This window comes from Serratia sp. GW822-FHT06D09, from assembly GCF_058799515.1.
The window spans coordinates 14,657-33,572 of the sequence record NZ_JBXALO010000008.1; the positions used below are offsets into that span (position 1 = coordinate 14,657).

The 18,916-nt window shown below is 54.2% G+C and carries 15 protein-coding genes; 1 reads left to right on the top strand and 14 read right to left on the bottom strand.

The annotated features are described in order from the left end of the window. Positions 1 to 62: 62 nt before the first annotated feature. The 4 genes from cadB to AC1RKG_RS18420 form a co-directional block, all read right to left on the bottom strand. Positions 63 to 1,412 carry a cadaverine/lysine antiporter gene (gene cadB / locus AC1RKG_RS18405; protein WP_020828345.1) on the bottom strand — a complete coding sequence of 450 codons (1,350 nt, stop codon included), beginning with the start codon at positions 1,410 to 1,412 and terminating at the stop codon, positions 63 to 65. Between the two features lie 365 nt (positions 1,413 to 1,777). After that, on the bottom strand, positions 1,778 to 3,334 hold the full coding sequence (gene cadC / locus AC1RKG_RS18410; RefSeq protein ID WP_130016978.1) for a lysine decarboxylation/transport transcriptional activator CadC: 1,557 nt from the start codon (positions 3,332 to 3,334) through the stop codon (positions 1,778 to 1,780). 89 nt (positions 3,335 to 3,423) lie between these two features. Continuing rightward, positions 3,424 to 3,813: a VOC family protein gene (locus AC1RKG_RS18415; protein ID WP_020828347.1), complete on the bottom strand. Its 390-nt coding sequence runs from the start codon at positions 3,811 to 3,813 to the stop codon at positions 3,424 to 3,426. A 123-nt stretch (positions 3,814 to 3,936) separates the two neighbouring features. After that, on the bottom strand, positions 3,937 to 4,170 hold the full coding sequence (locus tag AC1RKG_RS18420; protein ID WP_493183562.1) for a glutaredoxin family protein: 234 nt from the start codon (positions 4,168 to 4,170) through the stop codon (positions 3,937 to 3,939). A 149-nt stretch (positions 4,171 to 4,319) separates the two neighbouring features. Between AC1RKG_RS18420 and AC1RKG_RS18425 the strand changes: the two genes are divergently transcribed. Beyond that, the gene (locus AC1RKG_RS18425) at positions 4,320 to 4,865 is read left to right on the top strand and encodes a MarR family winged helix-turn-helix transcriptional regulator (protein WP_116691874.1); all 546 of its coding nucleotides are present in this window, start codon (positions 4,320 to 4,322) and stop codon (positions 4,863 to 4,865) included. Here AC1RKG_RS18425 and AC1RKG_RS18430 read toward each other — a convergent pair. From AC1RKG_RS18430 to bamA, 10 genes are all read right to left on the bottom strand, one after another. Beyond that, positions 4,862 to 7,006, bottom strand: a complete 2,145-nt coding sequence (locus tag AC1RKG_RS18430) for a lysine decarboxylase LdcC (protein ID WP_122080072.1) — start codon at positions 7,004 to 7,006, stop codon at positions 4,862 to 4,864. The two genes, AC1RKG_RS18425 and AC1RKG_RS18430, sit on opposite strands and share 4 nt — an antisense overlap. Positions 7,007 to 7,117: 111 nt before the next feature. After that, positions 7,118 to 8,077: an acetyl-CoA carboxylase carboxyl transferase subunit alpha gene (gene accA / locus AC1RKG_RS18435; RefSeq protein ID WP_020828351.1), complete on the bottom strand. Its 960-nt coding sequence runs from the start codon at positions 8,075 to 8,077 to the stop codon at positions 7,118 to 7,120. Between the two features lie 12 nt (positions 8,078 to 8,089). Beyond that, the gene (gene dnaE / locus AC1RKG_RS18440) at positions 8,090 to 11,578 is read right to left on the bottom strand and encodes a DNA polymerase III subunit alpha (RefSeq protein ID WP_020828352.1); all 3,489 of its coding nucleotides are present in this window, start codon (positions 11,576 to 11,578) and stop codon (positions 8,090 to 8,092) included. 86 nt (positions 11,579 to 11,664) lie between these two features. Beyond that, positions 11,665 to 12,258 carry a ribonuclease HII gene (rnhB, locus tag AC1RKG_RS18445; RefSeq protein ID WP_020828353.1) on the bottom strand — a complete coding sequence of 198 codons (594 nt, stop codon included), beginning with the start codon at positions 12,256 to 12,258 and terminating at the stop codon, positions 11,665 to 11,667. Beyond that, entirely contained in the window at positions 12,255 to 13,403 is a 1,149-nt protein-coding gene (gene lpxB, locus AC1RKG_RS18450) for a lipid-A-disaccharide synthase (RefSeq protein ID WP_044553119.1), read from the bottom strand. Before lpxB ends, rnhB begins: the two co-directional genes overlap by 4 nt. A 3-nt stretch (positions 13,404 to 13,406) precedes the next feature. After that, complete coding sequence (gene lpxA / locus AC1RKG_RS18455; protein ID WP_020828355.1) at positions 13,407 to 14,195, bottom strand: acyl-ACP--UDP-N-acetylglucosamine O-acyltransferase; 789 nt, start codon at positions 14,193 to 14,195, stop codon at positions 13,407 to 13,409. A 3-nt stretch (positions 14,196 to 14,198) separates the two neighbouring features. After that, positions 14,199 to 14,654 (bottom strand): 3-hydroxyacyl-ACP dehydratase FabZ, encoded by a 456-nt coding sequence (gene fabZ / locus AC1RKG_RS18460; protein WP_017893789.1) that lies wholly within the window; start codon positions 14,652 to 14,654, stop codon positions 14,199 to 14,201. Between the two features lie 160 nt (positions 14,655 to 14,814). Continuing rightward, the gene (gene lpxD, locus AC1RKG_RS18465; protein ID WP_020828356.1) at positions 14,815 to 15,837 is read right to left on the bottom strand and encodes a UDP-3-O-(3-hydroxymyristoyl)glucosamine N-acyltransferase; all 1,023 of its coding nucleotides are present in this window, start codon (positions 15,835 to 15,837) and stop codon (positions 14,815 to 14,817) included. A 4-nt stretch (positions 15,838 to 15,841) separates the two neighbouring features. Next, positions 15,842 to 16,339 carry a molecular chaperone Skp gene (gene skp, locus AC1RKG_RS18470; RefSeq protein WP_020828357.1) on the bottom strand — a complete coding sequence of 166 codons (498 nt, stop codon included), beginning with the start codon at positions 16,337 to 16,339 and terminating at the stop codon, positions 15,842 to 15,844. A gap of 158 nt (positions 16,340 to 16,497) precedes the next feature. After that, the gene (gene bamA, locus AC1RKG_RS18475) at positions 16,498 to 18,900 is read right to left on the bottom strand and encodes an outer membrane protein assembly factor BamA (RefSeq protein ID WP_122080076.1); all 2,403 of its coding nucleotides are present in this window, start codon (positions 18,898 to 18,900) and stop codon (positions 16,498 to 16,500) included. Positions 18,901 to 18,916 lie beyond the last annotated feature (16 nt).

Sequence of the window (18,916 nt, forward strand, 5' to 3'; positions counted from 1 at the left end):
CCTTGCCATCACGAGTGACAATTACTGCAAGGGGCTAAATTAAGAAGTGGGTCAGTACGTGCTTAGTGCGCTTTGGCCGTCGTGTTGCCGTCGAGGGCTACACCGTTGGCTTTGGCGGTCTGACGGGTATTCATTTTGCGGGCGTAGAACATCAGGATGATCAGGCTGATGATGAAGGTACCGGACAGTTCGAACGAGTCGGCACCCATCAGTGCGATGAAGCAGAAGCCACAACCAAGCACCGAGGCAATCAGGCTCAGCAGGTTACGGATATTGACACCTTCGAAGCGGATCAGATCTACGCAGGAGTAGAAGTAAGGCAGCATGGTCAGCAGTACCGCGATACCGGTCAACATGCCGAACAGGTCGGAAGCTTTACCGCCGCCGGAGCTCATGGCCGTAATCAGCACCATCAGCGCAGTCATTTTGCAGCTTGCCAGCAGCAGGCCTTTTTTCGGCACGCCGTTTTTATCGACTTCACCATAAACTTTCGGGAAGTTACCGTCGTTGGCGGCACGTACCCCGGCTTGACCAACCAGCATCATCCAGGAACCAAGTGAAGTGAGGCAGGCGAAGGCGGTGAAGGCAGAAACCATTGGCGCAGCCCAGCCACCCATGATGGTAGAGGCGCTGATAGCGAACGGTGCACCGGAAGCAGCCATCTCAGACGCAGGATACATACCGCTGATAACCTGAGTTGCTGCAACATAGATGATCCCAGCCAGCGCAGTCCCCAGCATGGTTGCCAGCGGTACGGTACGTTTCGGGTTTTTCACCATGCCGGTGCTTACTGCGGCAGATTCCACGCCGATAAACGCCCACAGGCACAGCAGGATACTTTTGATTACGGCATGGAAATCAGTGGTACCGGAGGTATTCCAGTTAGCCTGATAGGTTGCCGCGTCGAACCAATGCCAGCCTGCAGTCGCAGTCACAATCACCGGGATCAGCACCAATACCAGGCCCATAGTCGTCAAACGACTGACCCATGAACCGCCCAGCAGGTTAATAAAGGTAAACACCCAAACAATAGCAATACAGGCAATACCCGCCGGTACCGGATTATTCAGTGCAGGGAAGAAGGTAGAAAGATAAGAAACCGCGGTGATGCCGATGGCCAAATTACCGATCCAGTTCGCATGGTAATAAAGCACACCAGTTTGGAAACCAAACGCCGGGGAAATTTCACCCGCGTAGGCAATGGGACCGCCCTGTTGAGGATTTTTGGTGGCCAGGCGAGCATATACATAGGCCAGCGACATCGCACCAATAATGGATATTACCCATCCCCAAATAGCGATAGATCCGAGACTTGCCAGGTTCGCGGGTAATAATGCAATGCCGCTCCCCATCATATTACCGGCAACAACACCGGTGCAGGCAATAAGCCCGATTTTCTTGGATGAAGCCATGGTCAGTTTCTCCTGATTTTGATTTCTTATAAGTCCAGGTCGTTATGCAGTTTTGCTAATGACCGGACTTGATGGTCAGGATGCTAAAGAATGGCGTCAGTAAAGTCCTAAAGATAAAGTGATATTACGGTCATGATCATACAAATGATAACTTGAGGTTTTCCATTAACAAATAAAGAGCTAAACACGGCATCAAGAAAAGATAAATATCACTAAAAAACAGTAAGATAGATGTGTTATTTTTCATCTACAAACGTGAACAACAGAGAATAAATCACCAACCTATGTATTTATTTAATTTAACAAAATCGGCACAATAAATAACACCGCCACTCAAGATATTGAGTCAGCGGTGTTATCGAAGGTTATTCGCTTTGAGTATAGTTATTGAGATAGGGAACGACGGCGTTAATTGAGGTGTGAAAAACGGCATTACTTATCCAATGCAGCGTATTTTCTCCAGGACGAAGATTAAAGGCGGTGATATAGGAATCTGCCGCCAGGTGATTATTGCCTTGCATTTCATAAACCTTACCCAGCAAAACATAATTCATCCAGGACATCTGCAATTCGATGCCTATATTGATTGCCTGGTGGGCCTCATCGGTATTCCCCTGCCCCAGCGCCTGTATTGTATGGATTTGCTGAATAATCGGGCTCTCTTTTAACGCCGGCAGCGTATTCAGACGGGTGATTTCTGCCTGCAATTGCGCCAATTGTACGCCGTCAAAGGGTTGATAAGAGTTACGCAATAAATCGGCCAGCGCTTTTTCTGCAGAGAGATAAATAAAATTCGGCGTGATTTTTATCATATCCGCCAGCATATTACTCGCATGGGTCAGTGAGTCGTTATCCCCCTGAATCAAGAGCTGGTGCGCCTGATAATACTGTTGCAAGGCCGGGCCGGAATTCGGTAAAAGCTGGGTCAGGCGCTGCTGCAACTGCGGCGGCCAGGGCTGCTTAAGAGCAGTAGACAGACTGCTGAGGAAATCTTCCTGAATTTTTAGCTGGTTGTCATCGGTCACAAAGTAACGCTTATCCAACATGATAGAACTGTCCGCGTTGTTCACCAGACGCACCGACAGGAAACACTGCTGAGCGCGATAATGGCGCTGATTGACGAACTCAATGGTCAGAGACTTACCTGAACTGCTGGGTCCGGTGTAGTTGTAGTTAGTCTGATCGTGCACCAGGAAGGTCGAGTAAGTATTCAGCGAGTCCGTCACCACTTCACTCAGGCCAACTACATAAGAGAGCTGCGGCGTCCAGTTGCTGCAACTGTTACCGCCCTGAATACGGATGTCGATATCACGGGGGTTCATCAGCACCGGCATGGTGGATTCCGGTATGCGCTGCGACAAGGTCGCGATGGCAACAAACACCACACAGGCGCTCAACGCAGCAAGAAATGCCAGCCATACCCAGAATGTTGATTGGCGATAAAAAGGGGTGGTTGAGGTGACCGACGGCGTTTTTGTCTTGGTTGGTTTGGGCGGCTCATAGGCTACCTCGTCTTCTTCGCTGCCGTCGCTGCCATCTTCCGGCTCATGCATGATCACCGCAACCTGCGGCACCGCAGGCGTTGCCACATCGTCCCCTTCACACCACATGACCGGTGCAGCCAGCTTATAGCCGCGTTTGGGTACGGTGATAATGTATTCCGGGCTATTGGTATCGCCGTCTTTCAGGTATTTGCGCAGCTCGGAAATACTCTGGGTCACCACATGATTGGTGACGATGTTGCGTTTCCATACATTATCGATCAGCTCATCTCGGCTCAGCACCACATCCGGATGCCGGGCGAAATATTGCAGCATATCGATCAGGCGAGGCTCCAACGTCTGTTGGCGCCCGTCACGGCTTATTTTGTTGTCTGCGGGAGTAACTAACCATTCTCCAACGCGAAAAACAGGCTCTTGCATAGTGAACATAACTCAAAAGGGGCGTGCGGCAAGCGCGGGATGATAGCATATGCGGGTGCCGCCTGCGCCGCCTGGTCCCGATTAAGCATTCATAGCTCATATAATTCTAGAGGTAACCCATCTGGATCGCTGAAAAAAGTGAAACGTGACTGGGTGTAAGGATCGATACGCACCGGTTCGCAAACCACCCCAGCATTCTGCAAATGCTGGATGGCCTGCTCGATGTCGTCGACGCTGAACGCCAAATGACGCAAGCCGCAGGCTTCCGGACGACTGACGCGGGCCGGCGGTGACGGGAAGGAAAACAGTTCGATGGTGTATTGACCGTTGAGCGCCAAATCCGCTTTCCATGAATCGCGCTCCGCACGGTAAAACTCGCCTAATAGGGTGAACCCCAGAATATCGCAGTAAAAATGCTTACTGGCTGCATAATCTGAGCCTATAACTGCGATGTGGTGTACCTGACGTAATGCCAACATTGTGATGCCTCATTGTCTGTCTGATGAGGCAAGGTATCCGGCAGCGGCGGTATCGTCAACGGCAAAAAGCCCCGCTGGATAAGACGGGGCTGTTATTGAGCTATCGGCAATGCAATAGGTCGATCAGGCTTTAAGATCCGCCAATGCCGCACCGTAGTTAATGTGCAGCACCTGCCCATCCACCACCAATGCAGGGACGCTCTGCACCCCGGTTTTTTCGGCTTCGGCGATACGCGCCGGCGTTTCGCCCAGATGAACCACGTCCACCTGCACATCCTGGCTCAACAGGCCCAACAACTGCTGCTCTGCGCTCACGCAAACCGGGCAACCGGCATGATAGAAAACGGCCTTAGTCATGATAATTCTCCTTGGTTCTGACTGTTGTGGGTGAACTGCGCACCCATTTAGTTTCGATTCGAAACCAATAGCACAATAAATCCTCCACCATGCCTTGTCAATATAGTTTTTAATCGATACTATTTTGCCACACTAGCGAGGATCCCATGTTGACACTGTTTGATTTACTGGAACGACTGAATAGCCTGCAACGCAGCTGGCTGCGGAGTCATGAAGAGCTGGAAAGCCTGCCGCCAGTGCAGCTGAGCGCCTTGTATTACCTGGCACGCTGCAACCATTACTCCAATACGCCGATGGCGGTGGCGGAATATCTCGGCCTGACCAAGGGTACGGTGTCGCAATCGTTGAAAAAGTTGGAAAGTAACGGGATGATCGCCCGTACGGCAGACGAGAAGGACCGTCGCAGCGTCAGGTTAAAGCTGACCGACAAATCGCGCTCGTTGATGGATGCCCTATTCCCGCCGGCCTATTTACAGCAGGCGCAGGATGCCATGCAGCAGGACGGCGGACAGTTGCTGGAATTACTGACGCAGTTGCTGCGTCAGTTGCAAAAACAGGATGATAATGTGGCACTGTTCGGCGAATGTCATCAATGCCGCTATCACCAGCGGCATGACGGGCAGCCATTTTGCGGCCTGACGCAGGAACCGCTGCCGACCAGCAGCGTGAACCTGATCTGCCGTGAGTTTGCTTAAGGCTGCGGTGCTTTGAGTACTTTCACCAGATAACGCCCATCTTCGGTCAGCTTCGCGCCGTGGATATCGGTTTCAAACCCCGGATAGCGCTCGCCGATAGAACACAACATCAGCAAGAAATCGAGCACTGCTCGGCTCTCTTCGGTGATCATCTCCCCCGGCATCACCAGCGGAACCCCTGGCGGATAAGGCAGGATCATGTTCGCCGCGACTTTGCCGACCAGTTGATCCAACTCGCAGGTTTCCACGTTGCCACGCACCTGCTGCTGGAACATTTGGTGTGGCGTCAGCTTCATTTCTGGCAACACATCAAAAGCCCGCTGCATCAAACCCGGCAGATCGTGCCGACAGATCAAGCTATGGATCCCGGCGGCCAGATCCTGAATACGCATATTACGGTAGAAATCCGGATCCTCGGCATACAGGTCCGGCAGCATGTTCTTCACTCGCAGATTGAGATCGTAAGCGCGTTTAAAGTCGGTCAGGCCACGCAGCAGGCTCATCGCCTTGGTTTTATCAATGCCGATACTGAACAGGAACAGTAGATTATAAGGGCCGGTTTTCTCCACCACGATACCGCGTTCGTCCAGGTATTTCGCTACCAGCGCTGCCGGTATGCCGCTCTCTTCCAGCGCGCCAAGCTCATTCATCCCCGGCGTCAGGATGGTGACCTTGATAGGATCGAGATACATGTGATCGCGGTCGGTATTGCCAAAGCCGTGCCAGTTGTCGTCCGGGTTTAGCGGCCAGCACTGCGCCTCGTCAATCTCTTCCGGCTGCCAGATATCGAAGAACCAGCTATCGCTTTCTTCCCGCAAACGCTGCACCTCGCGACGGAAATGCAGCGCACGCTCCACCGAGCGGTTAATCAACCTGCGCCCCGGATTGCCACGCAGCATCGCCGCCGCGGTCTCCATCGACGCCACGATGCCGTAATTCGGCGAAGTGGTGGTGTGCATCATATAGGCCTCGTTAAAGGTACTTTCGTCATAGTCACCCTTAATGTGGATCATCGAGGCCTGCGAAAACGCCGCCAGCAGTTTGTGAGTCGACTGAGTTTCGTAGATCACTTTACCGGGTATACGTTCACCGCTCATGCCGCTCTTGCCGTCATAAATCGGATGGAAATTGGTATAGGGCACCCAGGCGGAATCAAAATGAATTGATGGGACGTCCAGCGTCTGCTTGATGTAGTCGGTGTTGTACAACAGGCCATCGTAGGTCGAGTTAGTGATCACCGCATGGACTGGCCAACTGGCGTTGGCCGTGTCAGCCACCCGAGCGGCAATGCTGTCATGGGTGAATTCACGCTGTGGGATCCCGCCAAGAATCCCGTAGGCATTGCGCAGCGGGCGCAAATAAATCGGCACGATATCGCTCATCATCAGCAGATGGCACAGGGACTTATGGCAGTTGCGGTCGATCAATACCGTGCTGCCGGTCGGTGCCGAATACATGCCGACAATTTTATTGGCGGTAGAGGTGCCGTTGGTCACCAGATAACTTTGCTCGGCGTTAAAGGTGCGCGCAATATACTCTTCGGCCTCCAGGTGAGGGCCAGTGTGATCCAGCAGCGAGCCCAGCTCGGTGACCGAAATCGACACGTCGGCTTTCAGAGTATTGGCACCGAAAAAATCGTAAAACAGGCAACCGACCGGGCTCTTCTGAAAGGCGGTACCGGCCATATGGCCGGGGGTACAGAAGGTGTATTTCCCTTCATGCACGTAGTTAAACAGTGCCTTGGTCAGCGGCGGCGTAATAGTATCGATGTATTCGGCGGTATATTGCTGGATGCGCTGCGCAATATCATCTGCCGCATTAAGGCCGTACTCGAAGAAATACAGCACCATACGCATTTCATGCAGGCTAACGTCGAAGGTGGAATGCGTGTTGATAAACGCATACAGCGGCAGATACTCGTTGAGCTCGTTGATCTCGCTGCACAACTCCAGGCTGTAGTCGTCCCAGTCGAAAATCACGCCGCAAATGCGTGCGTTAGCTTCGATCAGCTTCAACAAATCGCCGCTGTTTTTGGGATACACCAGTTGGAAGTTCATCGCAGCCAGTGCGGTGTGAAGCTCGCGGATCGGCTCGTCTTTATAGTAAACGCCCGCTGGGCTCATGATCGCGATGATGTTCATCGGCTGCTCCTGTCAGTTAACCACCAAACCTCTATAACAACATGAAAATACTGCGGTGTGTAGACAAAAAAAAACCGCCCGAAGGCGGTTTCTTGCAACGCGTGACAGCACTCAGCAATAGCCGTAGTTCATCAGGCGCTGGTAGCGGCGGTTAAGCAGCTCTTCGGTGTTCAGGCCGTCGAGATCTTTCAGATCGGCCAGCAGCTGCGCTTTCAGCGCTTCCGCCATCGCCGGCACGTCGCGGTGAGCAGAGCCCAGCGGTTCCGGGATCACCGAGTCGATCAGCTTCAGCTCTTTCAGGCGCGGTGCGGTAATGCCCATGGCTTCTGCGGCAATCGGCGCTTTGTCGGCGCTTTTCCACAGAATGGAAGCACAACCCTCCGGTGAGATCACCGAATAGGTGCTGTACTGCAGCATGTTCACTTTGTCGCCCACGCCAATGGCCAATGCGCCACCGGAACCGCCTTCGCCGATCACCGTACAGATCACCGGAATTTTCAGGCGAGACATTTCACGCAGGTTATGGGCAATCGCTTCTGACTGGCCACGCTCTTCCGCGCCCACGCCCGGGTAGGCGCCTGGGGTGTCGATGAAAGTGATCAGCGGCATCTTGAAGCGAGAGGCCATTTCCATCAGGCGCAGCGCTTTGCGATAGCCTTCTGGTGCCGGCATGCCGAAGTTACGGCGGATTTTCTCTTTGGTCTCGCGGCCTTTCTGATGCCCGATGATCATCACCGGACGGCCATCCAGGCGCGCAATGCCACCGACAATCGCTTTGTCATCGGCATAGGTGCGATCACCCGCCAGCTCTTCGAAGTCGGTAAAGATGTGTTTGATATAATCCAGGGTATAAGGACGGCGCGGGTGGCGTGCCAATTGGGCAACTTGCCAGGCCCCAAGATCGGAAAAAATCTTGCGCGTCAGCTCAACGCTCTTTTCACGAAGGCGCTGAACCTCTTCGTCCAGATTAATATCTAATTTTTCGTCTTGACGGCTGACTGCAGTCAGCGAGTCAATTTTCGCTTCCAGCTCTGCAATCGGCTGTTCAAAATCAAGAAAATTCAGACTCATAGCATTCCTATTTTAGTCAAATTCCAGTTCCACCTGCTCATTACCTACCAAAGTCCGCAAATCTATCAATAAGCGGTCGGTGGGCGTCACGCGCCAGGTTGCGCCAAAACGCAGCTTGGCCCGCGCATCTTCCCGTTGATAGTAAAGATGCACTGGAATCGTCCCCGAGCGATGGGGTTCCAAAGACTGACGGAGACGGTTCAAAAGCTGGTCATCAATTTGCCTGTCCGTCAGCGAGATAGCAAGTCCGCGAGCGTATTTTTCACGGGCTTCACTGATATCCATTAGCTCGCGGGCGGTCATTTTAAGCCCGCCGCTAAAGTCATCAAAGCTGACCTGTCCACTGGCGATCAGGATACGGTCTTTTTCCAATAAATGCTGGTATTTTTCTAACGCATCGGTGAATAACATCACCTCCAGACGGCCAGAGCGGTCATCCAGAGTACAGATCCCGATGCGGTTACCGCGCTTGGTGACCATAACCCGCGAGGCGATCACCAGCCCAACGGCGGTGGTCATTTTGCCCCGATCCGTCGGGTGCATATCTTTCAAACGCTGGCCACCGGCGTAGCGTTCGATCTCCTTCAGGTACTGGGTGATTGGGTGGCCGGTGAGGTACAACCCCAACGTTTCCCGTTCACCGTCCAGCACCACCTGCTCCTGCCAGCGGGGCACGTTGGCGTAGGATTGCTCCACTTGCTCCGGCGCTTCCGCCAGTACGCCAAACATGTCCACCTGGCCGATCGCTTCGGCTTTGGCATGCTGATCTGCCGCTTTTAACGCATCGGGCAAAGAGTTCATCAATGCGGCGCGGTGTGGCCCAAGGCGGTCGAACGCCCCGGACATGATCAGCTTTTCCAGAATGCGGCGGTTGATTTTTTTGATGTCAGAGCGCGCGCACAAATCGAACAGGTCTTTAAAGTAGCCCTGTTCACCGCTGTTACGCGCCTCCAGAATGGCTTCAATCGGCCCTTCCCCGACGCCTTTGATGGCACCGATACCGTAAACGATCTCGCCTTCATCGTTAACGTGGAAATGGTACTGGCCGCTGTTGATGTCCGGCGGCAGGATTTTCAGCCCCATACGCCAGCACTCATCCACCAGCCCCACCACCTTATCGGTGTTGTCCATATCGGCGGTCATCACCGCCGCCATAAACTCGGCCGGGTAGTGTGCCTTCAGCCACAGCGTCTGGTAGGACACCAGAGCATAGGCGGCGGAGTGCGACTTGTTGAAGCCATAACCGGCGAATTTCTCCACCAGATCGAAGATTTTTACCGACAGTTCGCCGTCGATGCCGCGTGCTTTTGCCCCATCCTCGAAACCGCCACGCTGCTTGGCCATTTCAACCGGGTTCTTTTTGCCCATCGCACGGCGCAGCATGTCCGCGCCGCCCAGCGAATACCCGGCCAGCACCTGGGCAATCTGCATAACCTGTTCTTGATACAGGATAATGCCGTAGGTCGGCTCCAGCACCGGCTTGAGCGACTCATGCTGCCACTGGATATCCGGGTAGGAAATTTCTTCGCGGCCGTGCTTGCGGTCGATAAAGTTATCTACCATGCCTGACTGCAGAGGACCAGGGCGGAACAGCGCCACCAATGCGATCATGTCTTCGAAACAGTCGGGCTTCAGACGTTTGATCAAATCCTTCATGCCGCGCGATTCAAGCTGGAAGACCGCGGTGGTCTCCGAACGCTGCAGCATGTCGAAGCTTTTTTTGTCTTCGAGCGGGATGGCGGCGATATCAATCGGCTCCAGCCCGGTTTTGGCGCGCCGGGCGTTAATCATCTCCAACGCCCAGTCGATGATGGTCAGGGTACGCAAGCCGAGGAAGTCGAACTTCACCAGCCCGGCGTATTCCACGTCGTTCTTGTCGAACTGGGTAACAGGATGCTGCCCCTCGGCGTCACAATACAACGGCGCGAAGTCGGTGATTTTAGTCGGCGCGATCACCACGCCCCCGGCGTGCTTACCGGCGTTACGTGTGACCCCTTCCAGCTTGCGCGCCATGTCGATCAGCGCTTTGACTTCCTCATCGGCCTCGTAAATTTCCGGCAGTTGGGGTTCGGCAGCAAAGGCTTTTTCCAGCGTCATGCCCGGATCGGGCGGCACCAGTTTGGAGATGCGGTCGACGAAGCCATAGGGGTGGCCCAGCACGCGACCCACGTCGCGGATAACCGCTTTCGCCGCCATGGTACCGAAGGTGATGATTTGCGATACCGCCTCACGGCCGTACATATCCGCCACGTGCTCAATCACCAGATCGCGTTTTTCCATGCAGAAATCGACGTCGAAGTCGGGCATCGAAACACGTTCCGGGTTAAGGAAGCGTTCAAACAGCAGGTCAAATTCCAGCGGGTCAAGATCGGTGATTTTCAGTGCATAGGCTACTAAAGAACCGGCACCGGAACCACGCCCCGGGCCAACCGGCACATTGTTATCCTTCGACCACTGGATGAACTCCATCACGATCAGGAAGTAGCCCGGGAAGCCCATCTGGTTGATCACGTTCAGTTCAATATCCAGACGTTCATCGTATTCAGGGCGGCGTTGAGCGCGCACCTCTGGGTCTGGGAACAGGAACTCCAGTCGGTCTTCCAGCCCTTCCTTCGACTTGAGGATCAGGAAGTCCTCGGTGCTCATATCACCGGTCGGGAACTGCGGCAGGAAGTACTCGCCGAGGCGAATAGTCACGTTACAACGCTTGGCGATCTCTACGCTGTTGAGCAACGCTTCCGGGATGTCGGCAAACAGCTCGCACATCTCGTCTTCGTTACGCATGTATTGCTGCGCCGTATAGTTACGTGGGCGCTTGGGATCGTCCAGCGTGAAGCCGTCATGAATGGCGACGCGGATTTCGTGGGCGTCAAAGTCATCCTCGACCAGAAAGCGCACGTCGTTAGTGGCCACCACCGGCAATCCGCGTTCAGTGGCCAGCGCCACTGCGGCGTGCAGATAGTTTTCTTCGTCCGGCCGACCGGTACGGATCAGTTCGAGGTAATAGCTGTCAGGGAAGTATTGCTGATAGAACTCCAGGCACTGCTCCACCTGCGGCTGGTTGCCGCGCAGCAGAAACTTGCCGACGTCCCCCTGGCGCGCGCCAGAGAGCAAGATCAGCCCTTCACGGTGCTCAATCAACCAGTCCCGATCAATAGTCGGACCGGCGGCACCGTAACCACGCTGATAAGCGCGGGAAATCAGCAACGTCAGGTTTTGGTAACCTTCATTATTGGCGGCCAGCACGGTGAGCTGCGCCAGCTCATCGCCCAGCACTTCGCTTTGCACATGAAAATCCGCGCCGATGATCGGTTTGATCCCGGCGCCGTGCGCGCTGCCATAAAACTTCACCAGACCACACAGGTTGGTAAAGTCGGTAATTGCCAAAGCAGGCATGGCTAACGCGGCGGCTCTCTTCACCAACGGCCCAATCTTGGCCAATCCATCTATCATGGAGTAGTCGCTATGAACGCGCAGGTGAATAAAACGAGGTTCGGCCATATCCAGATACCTGAATCTAGGGGCTCAGCGGACTGAACCCGGGTTAACGCTATCGCTTGTCTGGCCCGGATAACCAGGCCTGCAGATTACAGCCCCAGTGCCCTTCTTACCGGGGCAAAACTGCGGCGGTGATGCTCGGTCGCACCCAGAGCGGCCAGCCGCTCCAGATGGAAGGCGGTCGGGTAGCCCTTATGCTGCGCAAAACCGTAATCGGGGAACACAAGATCCAACTCGGCCATTTCGCGGTCACGCGTTACCTTAGCCAGAATGGATGCCGCGCTGATTTCCGCCACGCGACTGTCGCCCTTCACGACCGCCTGCGAACGCATCGGCAATTTAGGGCAGCGATTACCGTCGATCAATACCATGTCCGGCGCGATATGCAAACCGGCCACAGCACGCTGCATCGCCAGCATAGTGGCATGCAGAATGTTCAGTTGGTCGATTTCTTCTGGCTCAGCGCGGCCCAGACTCCAGGACAGCGCTTTCTCGACGATCTCGTCATACAGCGCCAGGCGGCGCTTCTCACTGAGCTTCTTCGAGTCCGCCAGGCCAACGATCGGCCGTGCGGGATCGAGGATCACCGCAGCGGTAACCACTGCGCCAACCAAAGGGCCACGGCCCACTTCGTCCACGCCTGCAATTAGCGTGGCGACAGGATAGATGAAGGGTTCAATCATGCTTTTGCCAGCTCCAACACAGCCTGAGCGGCCTGTTCATCGGCACCGCAACGGATGCTTTGGTGCAAGGTCAGGAAAGTCTGTTTCAGTTCGTCAGTTTGCGGGCCGTCTTCCAGCAGCGGCATTACCGCCGCCGCCAGCTTGTCCGGCACGCAGTCATGCTGCAGCAGTTCGGTGACGATTTCACGGCCTGCCAACAGGTTAGGCAGCGAAACATACGGCGTCTTCACAAGCCGCTGCGCCAGCCAGAAGGTGAACGGTTTCATGCGGTAACCCACCACCATCGGACATTTGGCCAGCATGCACTCCAGTGCGGCGGTACCTGAAGCCAGTAATGCCGCGTCGCTGGCAACCATCGCCTCACGCCCTTGGCCGTTCAGCAGATGGACCCGCAGCTCTGGCGCCACTTCAGCTTTGATCCGCTCGAACTGTTCGCGTCGTTTGGCGTTAACCAGCGGCACCACCAGTTCAAGGTCGGGATAACGGGTACGTAGCAACTGCGCCGTTTTCAGGAAATCGGCGCTCAGCATCTCAACTTCTGCGCTTCGGCTGCCCGGCAACAGGGCCAGACAACGCGCATCGGGTGCGATGCCCAACGTAGCGCGCGCAGCCAATTTGTCCGCCTGCAGCGGCATGGCATCAGCCATGGTGTGGCCGATAAACCGGCAGGGAACGTTAAAACGATCGTAAAACGCTTTTTCGAAAGGGAGAAACGCCAGCACCAGATCGGTGGCTTTGCCAATTTTGAAAACGCGCTTTTGACGCCAGGCCCAGACGGACGGGCTGACATAATGAATGGTGCGAATGCCGCGTTGTTTCAGACGACCTTCCAGGGTGATATTGAAGTCCGGCGCGTCGATACCCACAAACACGTCCGGCTTCAGATCGCTGAACCGGCGGGTAAGATCCTTACGGATCTTTAACAGGCGTGGCAGGCGCTCAAGCACCTCGACCACGCCCATTACCGCCAGCTCTTCCATTTCGTACCAGGTTTCACAGCCTTCAGCCTGCATCAGCGGGCCGGCGACGCCAACAAAACGCGCGTCGGGGACTTGCGCCTTAAGCGCACGGATCAAACCGGCGCCAAGAATATCACCGGAGGTTTCTCCGGCGACCAATCCGATAGTCAATGGGCGATTTTGCATAGGTCAGCGAATGATACCGCGGGTTGAGCGGCCAAAGAAATCCAGGAACTGCTGCACCACCGGCTGCTCTTTTGCCAGGGTTTCGATTTCTGTTTTCGCTTCATCCAGCGTTTTCTCGCTGCGATAAAGGATCTTGTAGGCGTTACGGATTGCCTGCATTTGATCTTTATCGAAACCACGACGCTTCAAGCCCACGGCGTTAACGCCGAATGGCGTGGCGTGGTTACCCTGCGCGATGACAAAAGGAGGCACGTCTTGGGCAACACCGGAACAACCGCCCACCATCACGTGGGTGCCGATGATGCAGAACTGGTGGATAGCCGTCATGCCGCCAATAATGGCATGGTCGTCAATTTCCACATGCCCGGCAAGCGTAGCATTGTTCGCCAAGATACAGGAATTACCCACCACACAGTCGTGCGCAACGTGCACGTTAACCATCAGCAGGTTGTCATTACCTACCTTGGTCAACCCTGTGCCCTGCGCTGTGCCGCGATGAATGGTCACGCTTTCGCGAATGCGATTGCGATCGCCAATCTCGACGCGCGTAGGTTCGCCCGCGTATTTCAGATCCTGATTCACTTCACCGATAGAGGCAAATTGATAGATCTGGTTGTCGCGACCGATTTTGGTCAGGCCATTCACCACAATGTGGGACTTCAGCACCGTGCCTTCGCCGATTTCCACCTGGGAGCCGACGTAACAGAAGGGACCGATGTGCGCGCCAGCGCCGATAACGGCACCTTCTTCAATAATCGCGCTAGGATGGATAAAGGCGGTTTTGTCGATCACGGATTAAGCCTCCCGGCTGCGCGCACACATCATGGTTGCTTCGCAGACAATTTTGCCGTCAACGGTTGCTACGCCTTTAAAGCGCGTCAGACCACGACGTGTTTTCTCAAAGGTGACTTCCATGATCATCTGATCACCAGGCACGACCGGGCGTTTGAAGCGGGCTTCATCGATACCGGCGAAGTAATACAGCTCGCCCGGTTCCAGTTTGCCGACGCTTTTAAACGCCAGAATACCTGTGGCCTGCGCCATGGCTTCCAGAATCAATACGCCTGGAAAAATCGGCTTACCAGGGAAGTGTCCCTGGAAAAACGGCTCATTTACAGATACGTTCTTCACCGCACGCAGGAATTTGTGCTCCTCAAACTCGAGGACGCGATCAACCAGCAAGAACGGGTAACGGTGAGGAAGCAACTCTAAAATTTCTGCAATATCCAGAGTATGAGTGTCAGTAGTCAAAATACTCTTCCTGTCTCTAAAAACTGATGGCATCAACAACACGGCCTGCGCTGACCCCAAAAGGAGATCATCATGCAGGCCGCAAATTAACAACTCTTTGCGCTTTTGGTCTCATGACCAACGCGTTTCGTTTTGTACCCAGTCAGGCGGGCGGTAGTGATTAGTCTTTTCCGACTTTTCGTTCGACAGCTTTTAAGCGCTTGCTAATCTCATCGATATTCATCACCAACGCAGCGGTTTTACGCCAAACTTTGTTGGGTTGTAACGGAATGCCCGAAGAGTATACCCCAGGTTCGGTGATTGGTCGCATAACCATTCCCATTCCGGTGACAACAACCTTGTCGGCGATCTCCATGTGACCATTGATCACGCTGGCTCCACCGATCTGGCAGTAGCGGCCGATTTTCAGGCTGCCCGCCATGATAACACCGCCGGCAACGGCAGTATTGTCGCCAATCACAACGTTATGTGCAATCTGGCATTGGTTGTCGATGATAACACCATTCCCGATCTGGGTGTTATCCAACGCGCCGCGGTCAATGGTGGTGCAAGCGCCGATTTCGACGCGATCGCCGATAATCACCGTGCCCAACTGAGGAATTTTAATCCAGTTGCCGCGTTCGTTGGCATAGCCGAAACCGTCAGCACCAATCACGGTGCCCGATTGGATCAGACATTGCTGACCGATCTCGACTTCATGATAAATCGTTACGTTAGCCCACAGACGCGTTCCTGCGCCAATGCGTGCACGTTTGCCGATAAAACAGCCCGGGCCGATAACCACGTTATCGCCAAGGACTGCGCCCGACTCGATCACCGCATTAGCTCCGATAGCCACGTTCTGCCCCAAGGTGGCTTCAGGGGAAATAACCGCGCTAGGGGCGATATCCTGGGCCGGAGAGGGAGTGGTGTCCATCAGTTGCGCCATGCGCGCGTAGGTCAGGTAAGGGTTTTTAACCACCAGCGCCGCAGAACGGCAGTGTGGTAAATCCGCCTCGGTAAGCACGACTGCGCTTGCCTGGCAGGAAGCCAGCTGCTCTTGATAGCGGCTGTTTGACAAAAACGTGATTTGGCCAGCCTGTGCCGAATGCATAGAAGCAATGCCGGTGATGACGAGATCGCCATCACCGTGCAATTGTGCATCCAACTGCTGTGCTAAATCAGCCAGTCGAATAGAAGGCATGTTGTTATTTAACCTGTTTCAGCACGTCAGCAGTAATGTCTTTAGAAGAACCTGCGTAGGCAACGGCGTTAGCATCGATCACTACGTCATAGCCTTCTTTGCTGGCAACAGATTTCACAGCGTCCTGAATACGGCTCAGGATTTTGTTACGCTCTTCCATCTGGCGGCGACGGTTGTCCTGCTCAAAAGCCTGGGCTTTCTGAGAGAACTGCTCGCGCTGTGCCATCACGTCTTTTTCAAGCTTGCTGCGATCGCTGGCTTTCATGGTAGCGCCATCACGCTGCAGACGTTGCATTTTGGTCTGAAGGCTACGCTCCATATTCTGAAGCTCACCCGCACGGCCTTTAAACTCGTTTTCCAGCTGTTTAGCTACGGTTTCACGAGCCGGCAACTGTTGGAAAATGCTGGAGACGTTAACTACAGCGATCTTATCTGCTGCCTGAACGCCAGCTGAAGCAGCCATTGCTAAACCGAGGCCTGCGGCACACAACCACTTTTTCACTATAAACTCCTTACCATCACCCATTTGTGCCATATGACACTTGAAGTACACAATCTGCCAGACTTATCCCGCAAAACAATGAGAATCATCTCTGTGTTTTGGCAGGCGCCTGGCATTTGCGATTCTTAATAACTGCTTATGCCCAGAAGCTCGACCTGTTACCAGGTCTTACCAATGTTAAATTGGAACTGTTCGGACTTGTCGCCTTCGTATTTCTTGATCGGGTTGGCATAAGAGAACACCAATGGCCCCAAAGGTGACATCCACTGCAAGGCGATACCGGCAGAAACGCGGATATTGCTCGCTTTACTGTAGTCCGGAATATCGTACATGCTGGTCTGAGAATTCTGCCAGTTGGTATCCCATACGGTACCTGCATCCATGAACAGGGAAGTACGCACTGAGTTGGCGTATTTCTCGCTGATGAATGGCGTTGGCGTAATCAGCTCCATACTGGCGACGGCCATGGCGTTACCACCGACCGCATCGTCCGAATTACAAATCGTCGCGCCATTGCTGCAGCTATACGAGTTGGAATTGTAGTACGCCGCTTTTGGACCGATGGTGTTCGAACCGAAACCACGCACGGTGCTGGAGCCGCCGGCGTAGAAGTTCTCGTAGAACGGCATCTCTTTGCCGCCCAGACCATCCGCATAACCCAGACGACCACGCCCCAACAGCACCCAGGTGCGATCGTCGTTGATTGGGACGTATTGCACGCTGTCCAGCGTCAGCTTGTAGTATTCGTTATCCGACCCTGGAATGGTCACTTTACCATTCAGGGTGGTACGGTTACCCGACGTTGGGAAATAACCACGGTCCAGGTTGTTGTAGGTCCAACCCAGGTTCAGCGTGAAGTCGTCCGCAGAGTAGCTGGCACGGTCAGTCTTGTTCGGATCCAGACCCATGGAGTCCAGATAACGCCACATGGCAACCTGCGGCTGCATGTTGGACAGGCCGTTATGCACGTAACCCAAACCGGTACGCAACGAGTTGTTCTCGTTGATTGGGAAGCCCAAAGTACCGTCTATGCCGTAACTCTTGTTGGTATAGTCGGACAGGTCCGCGTCATCCGCTTTAAAGTCGTTGTAGAAGATACGCCCACCCAAACTCACACCGTCAACGGTGAAGTACGGGTTGGTAACCGACAGCTCGGTATAGGTCTGGTAGTCGTTCTTGGTGCCGCTGATACCGACGGAATAACCGGTACCCAGCCAGTTGTCCTGCTGGACCCCCGCCTGGAAGCTCACGCCGCTCTCGGTGCCGTAGCCGACGCCGAAGTTGAAGGTACCGGTGTTACGCTCTTTCACTTTGTAAGTGACGTCTACCTGATCCGCAGTGCCAGGCACGCGCTGGGTTTCCACATCTACCGTTTCAAAATAACCCAAACGGTTCAGACGTTCTTTACCCTGCTCGACCTGAGCGTTACCCAGCCACGCACCTTCCATCTGACGCATTTCACGGCGCAGTACGGAGTCTTTACTGGTGTCGTTGCCTTCGAACTTGATGCGACGCACGTAGAAACGGTTACCCGCATCAATGTTTACGTGCAGCTTCACGGTTTTATCCGCGTCGTTGATTTCAGGTTGCGTAGCAACACGCGGGTAGGCATAACCATAACGGCCCAACATCGTTTTGATGTTGTCTTCCATTTTGGTCACTTTGCTGCCGTTATACAGCTCACCCGGTTCAATCTTGGTCAGTTGCGCGACTTCCGCCGAGTGACCGGCCAGATTGCCGTTAACCATCACGCCGGTGAGCTTGTACTGCTCGCCTTCAGTGATATTGATGGTGATGTAGATGCCTTTTTTGTCCGGCGTCAGGCTGACCTGAGTCGAATCGATATTAAAGCGCGCGTAGCCGCGGTCCAGATAGAAACTGCGCAGGGTTTCGAGGTCACCCGCCAGCTTTTGTTTCTGGTATTTGCGATCGCCAACCAGGTTCCACCACGGCACTTCATCACGCAACTGGAAGCGTGAAATCAGCTCATCGTTAGTGAAGGCATGGTTGCCGACAATGTTGATTTGTTGAATCTTGGCGGAAACCCCTTCCGTGAACACCAGTTTCAGGTCAACACGGTTACGCGGCAACGGCGTGACAACGGCTTTCACCGAGGCGCTGTATTTACCGACGCTGTAATAGAAGTCTTCCAGCCCTTTTTCAATGCTGGATATCGTGGTGCGGTCGAGCGCTTCGCCAACCCGAACGCCAGAGGCCTCCAGGTTTTGCTTGAGCATGTCATCCTTCACCGACTTGTTGCCGGAGAAAGTGATGCTGGCAATGGTAGGGCGTTCCTTAACCTGAACAATCAGCGTATTACCATCGCGCAGCACGCGAACGTCCTCGAAGTTGCCAGTGGCAAACAAGGCACGGATGGTATTACTGATATCATCGTCAGAGACGGTATCGCCTACGCGAACCGGCATGTTGAGTAACGCCGCACCGACGGCGACTCGCTGCAGGCCTTCGAAATGAATATCTTTCACTACGAACCCGTCTGCACCGTATACGGTGGCGCTGCCAAACAGCAGCGACGCTATGAGCAACTTTTTCATCGCCATCGTTGTTATGCGTTCT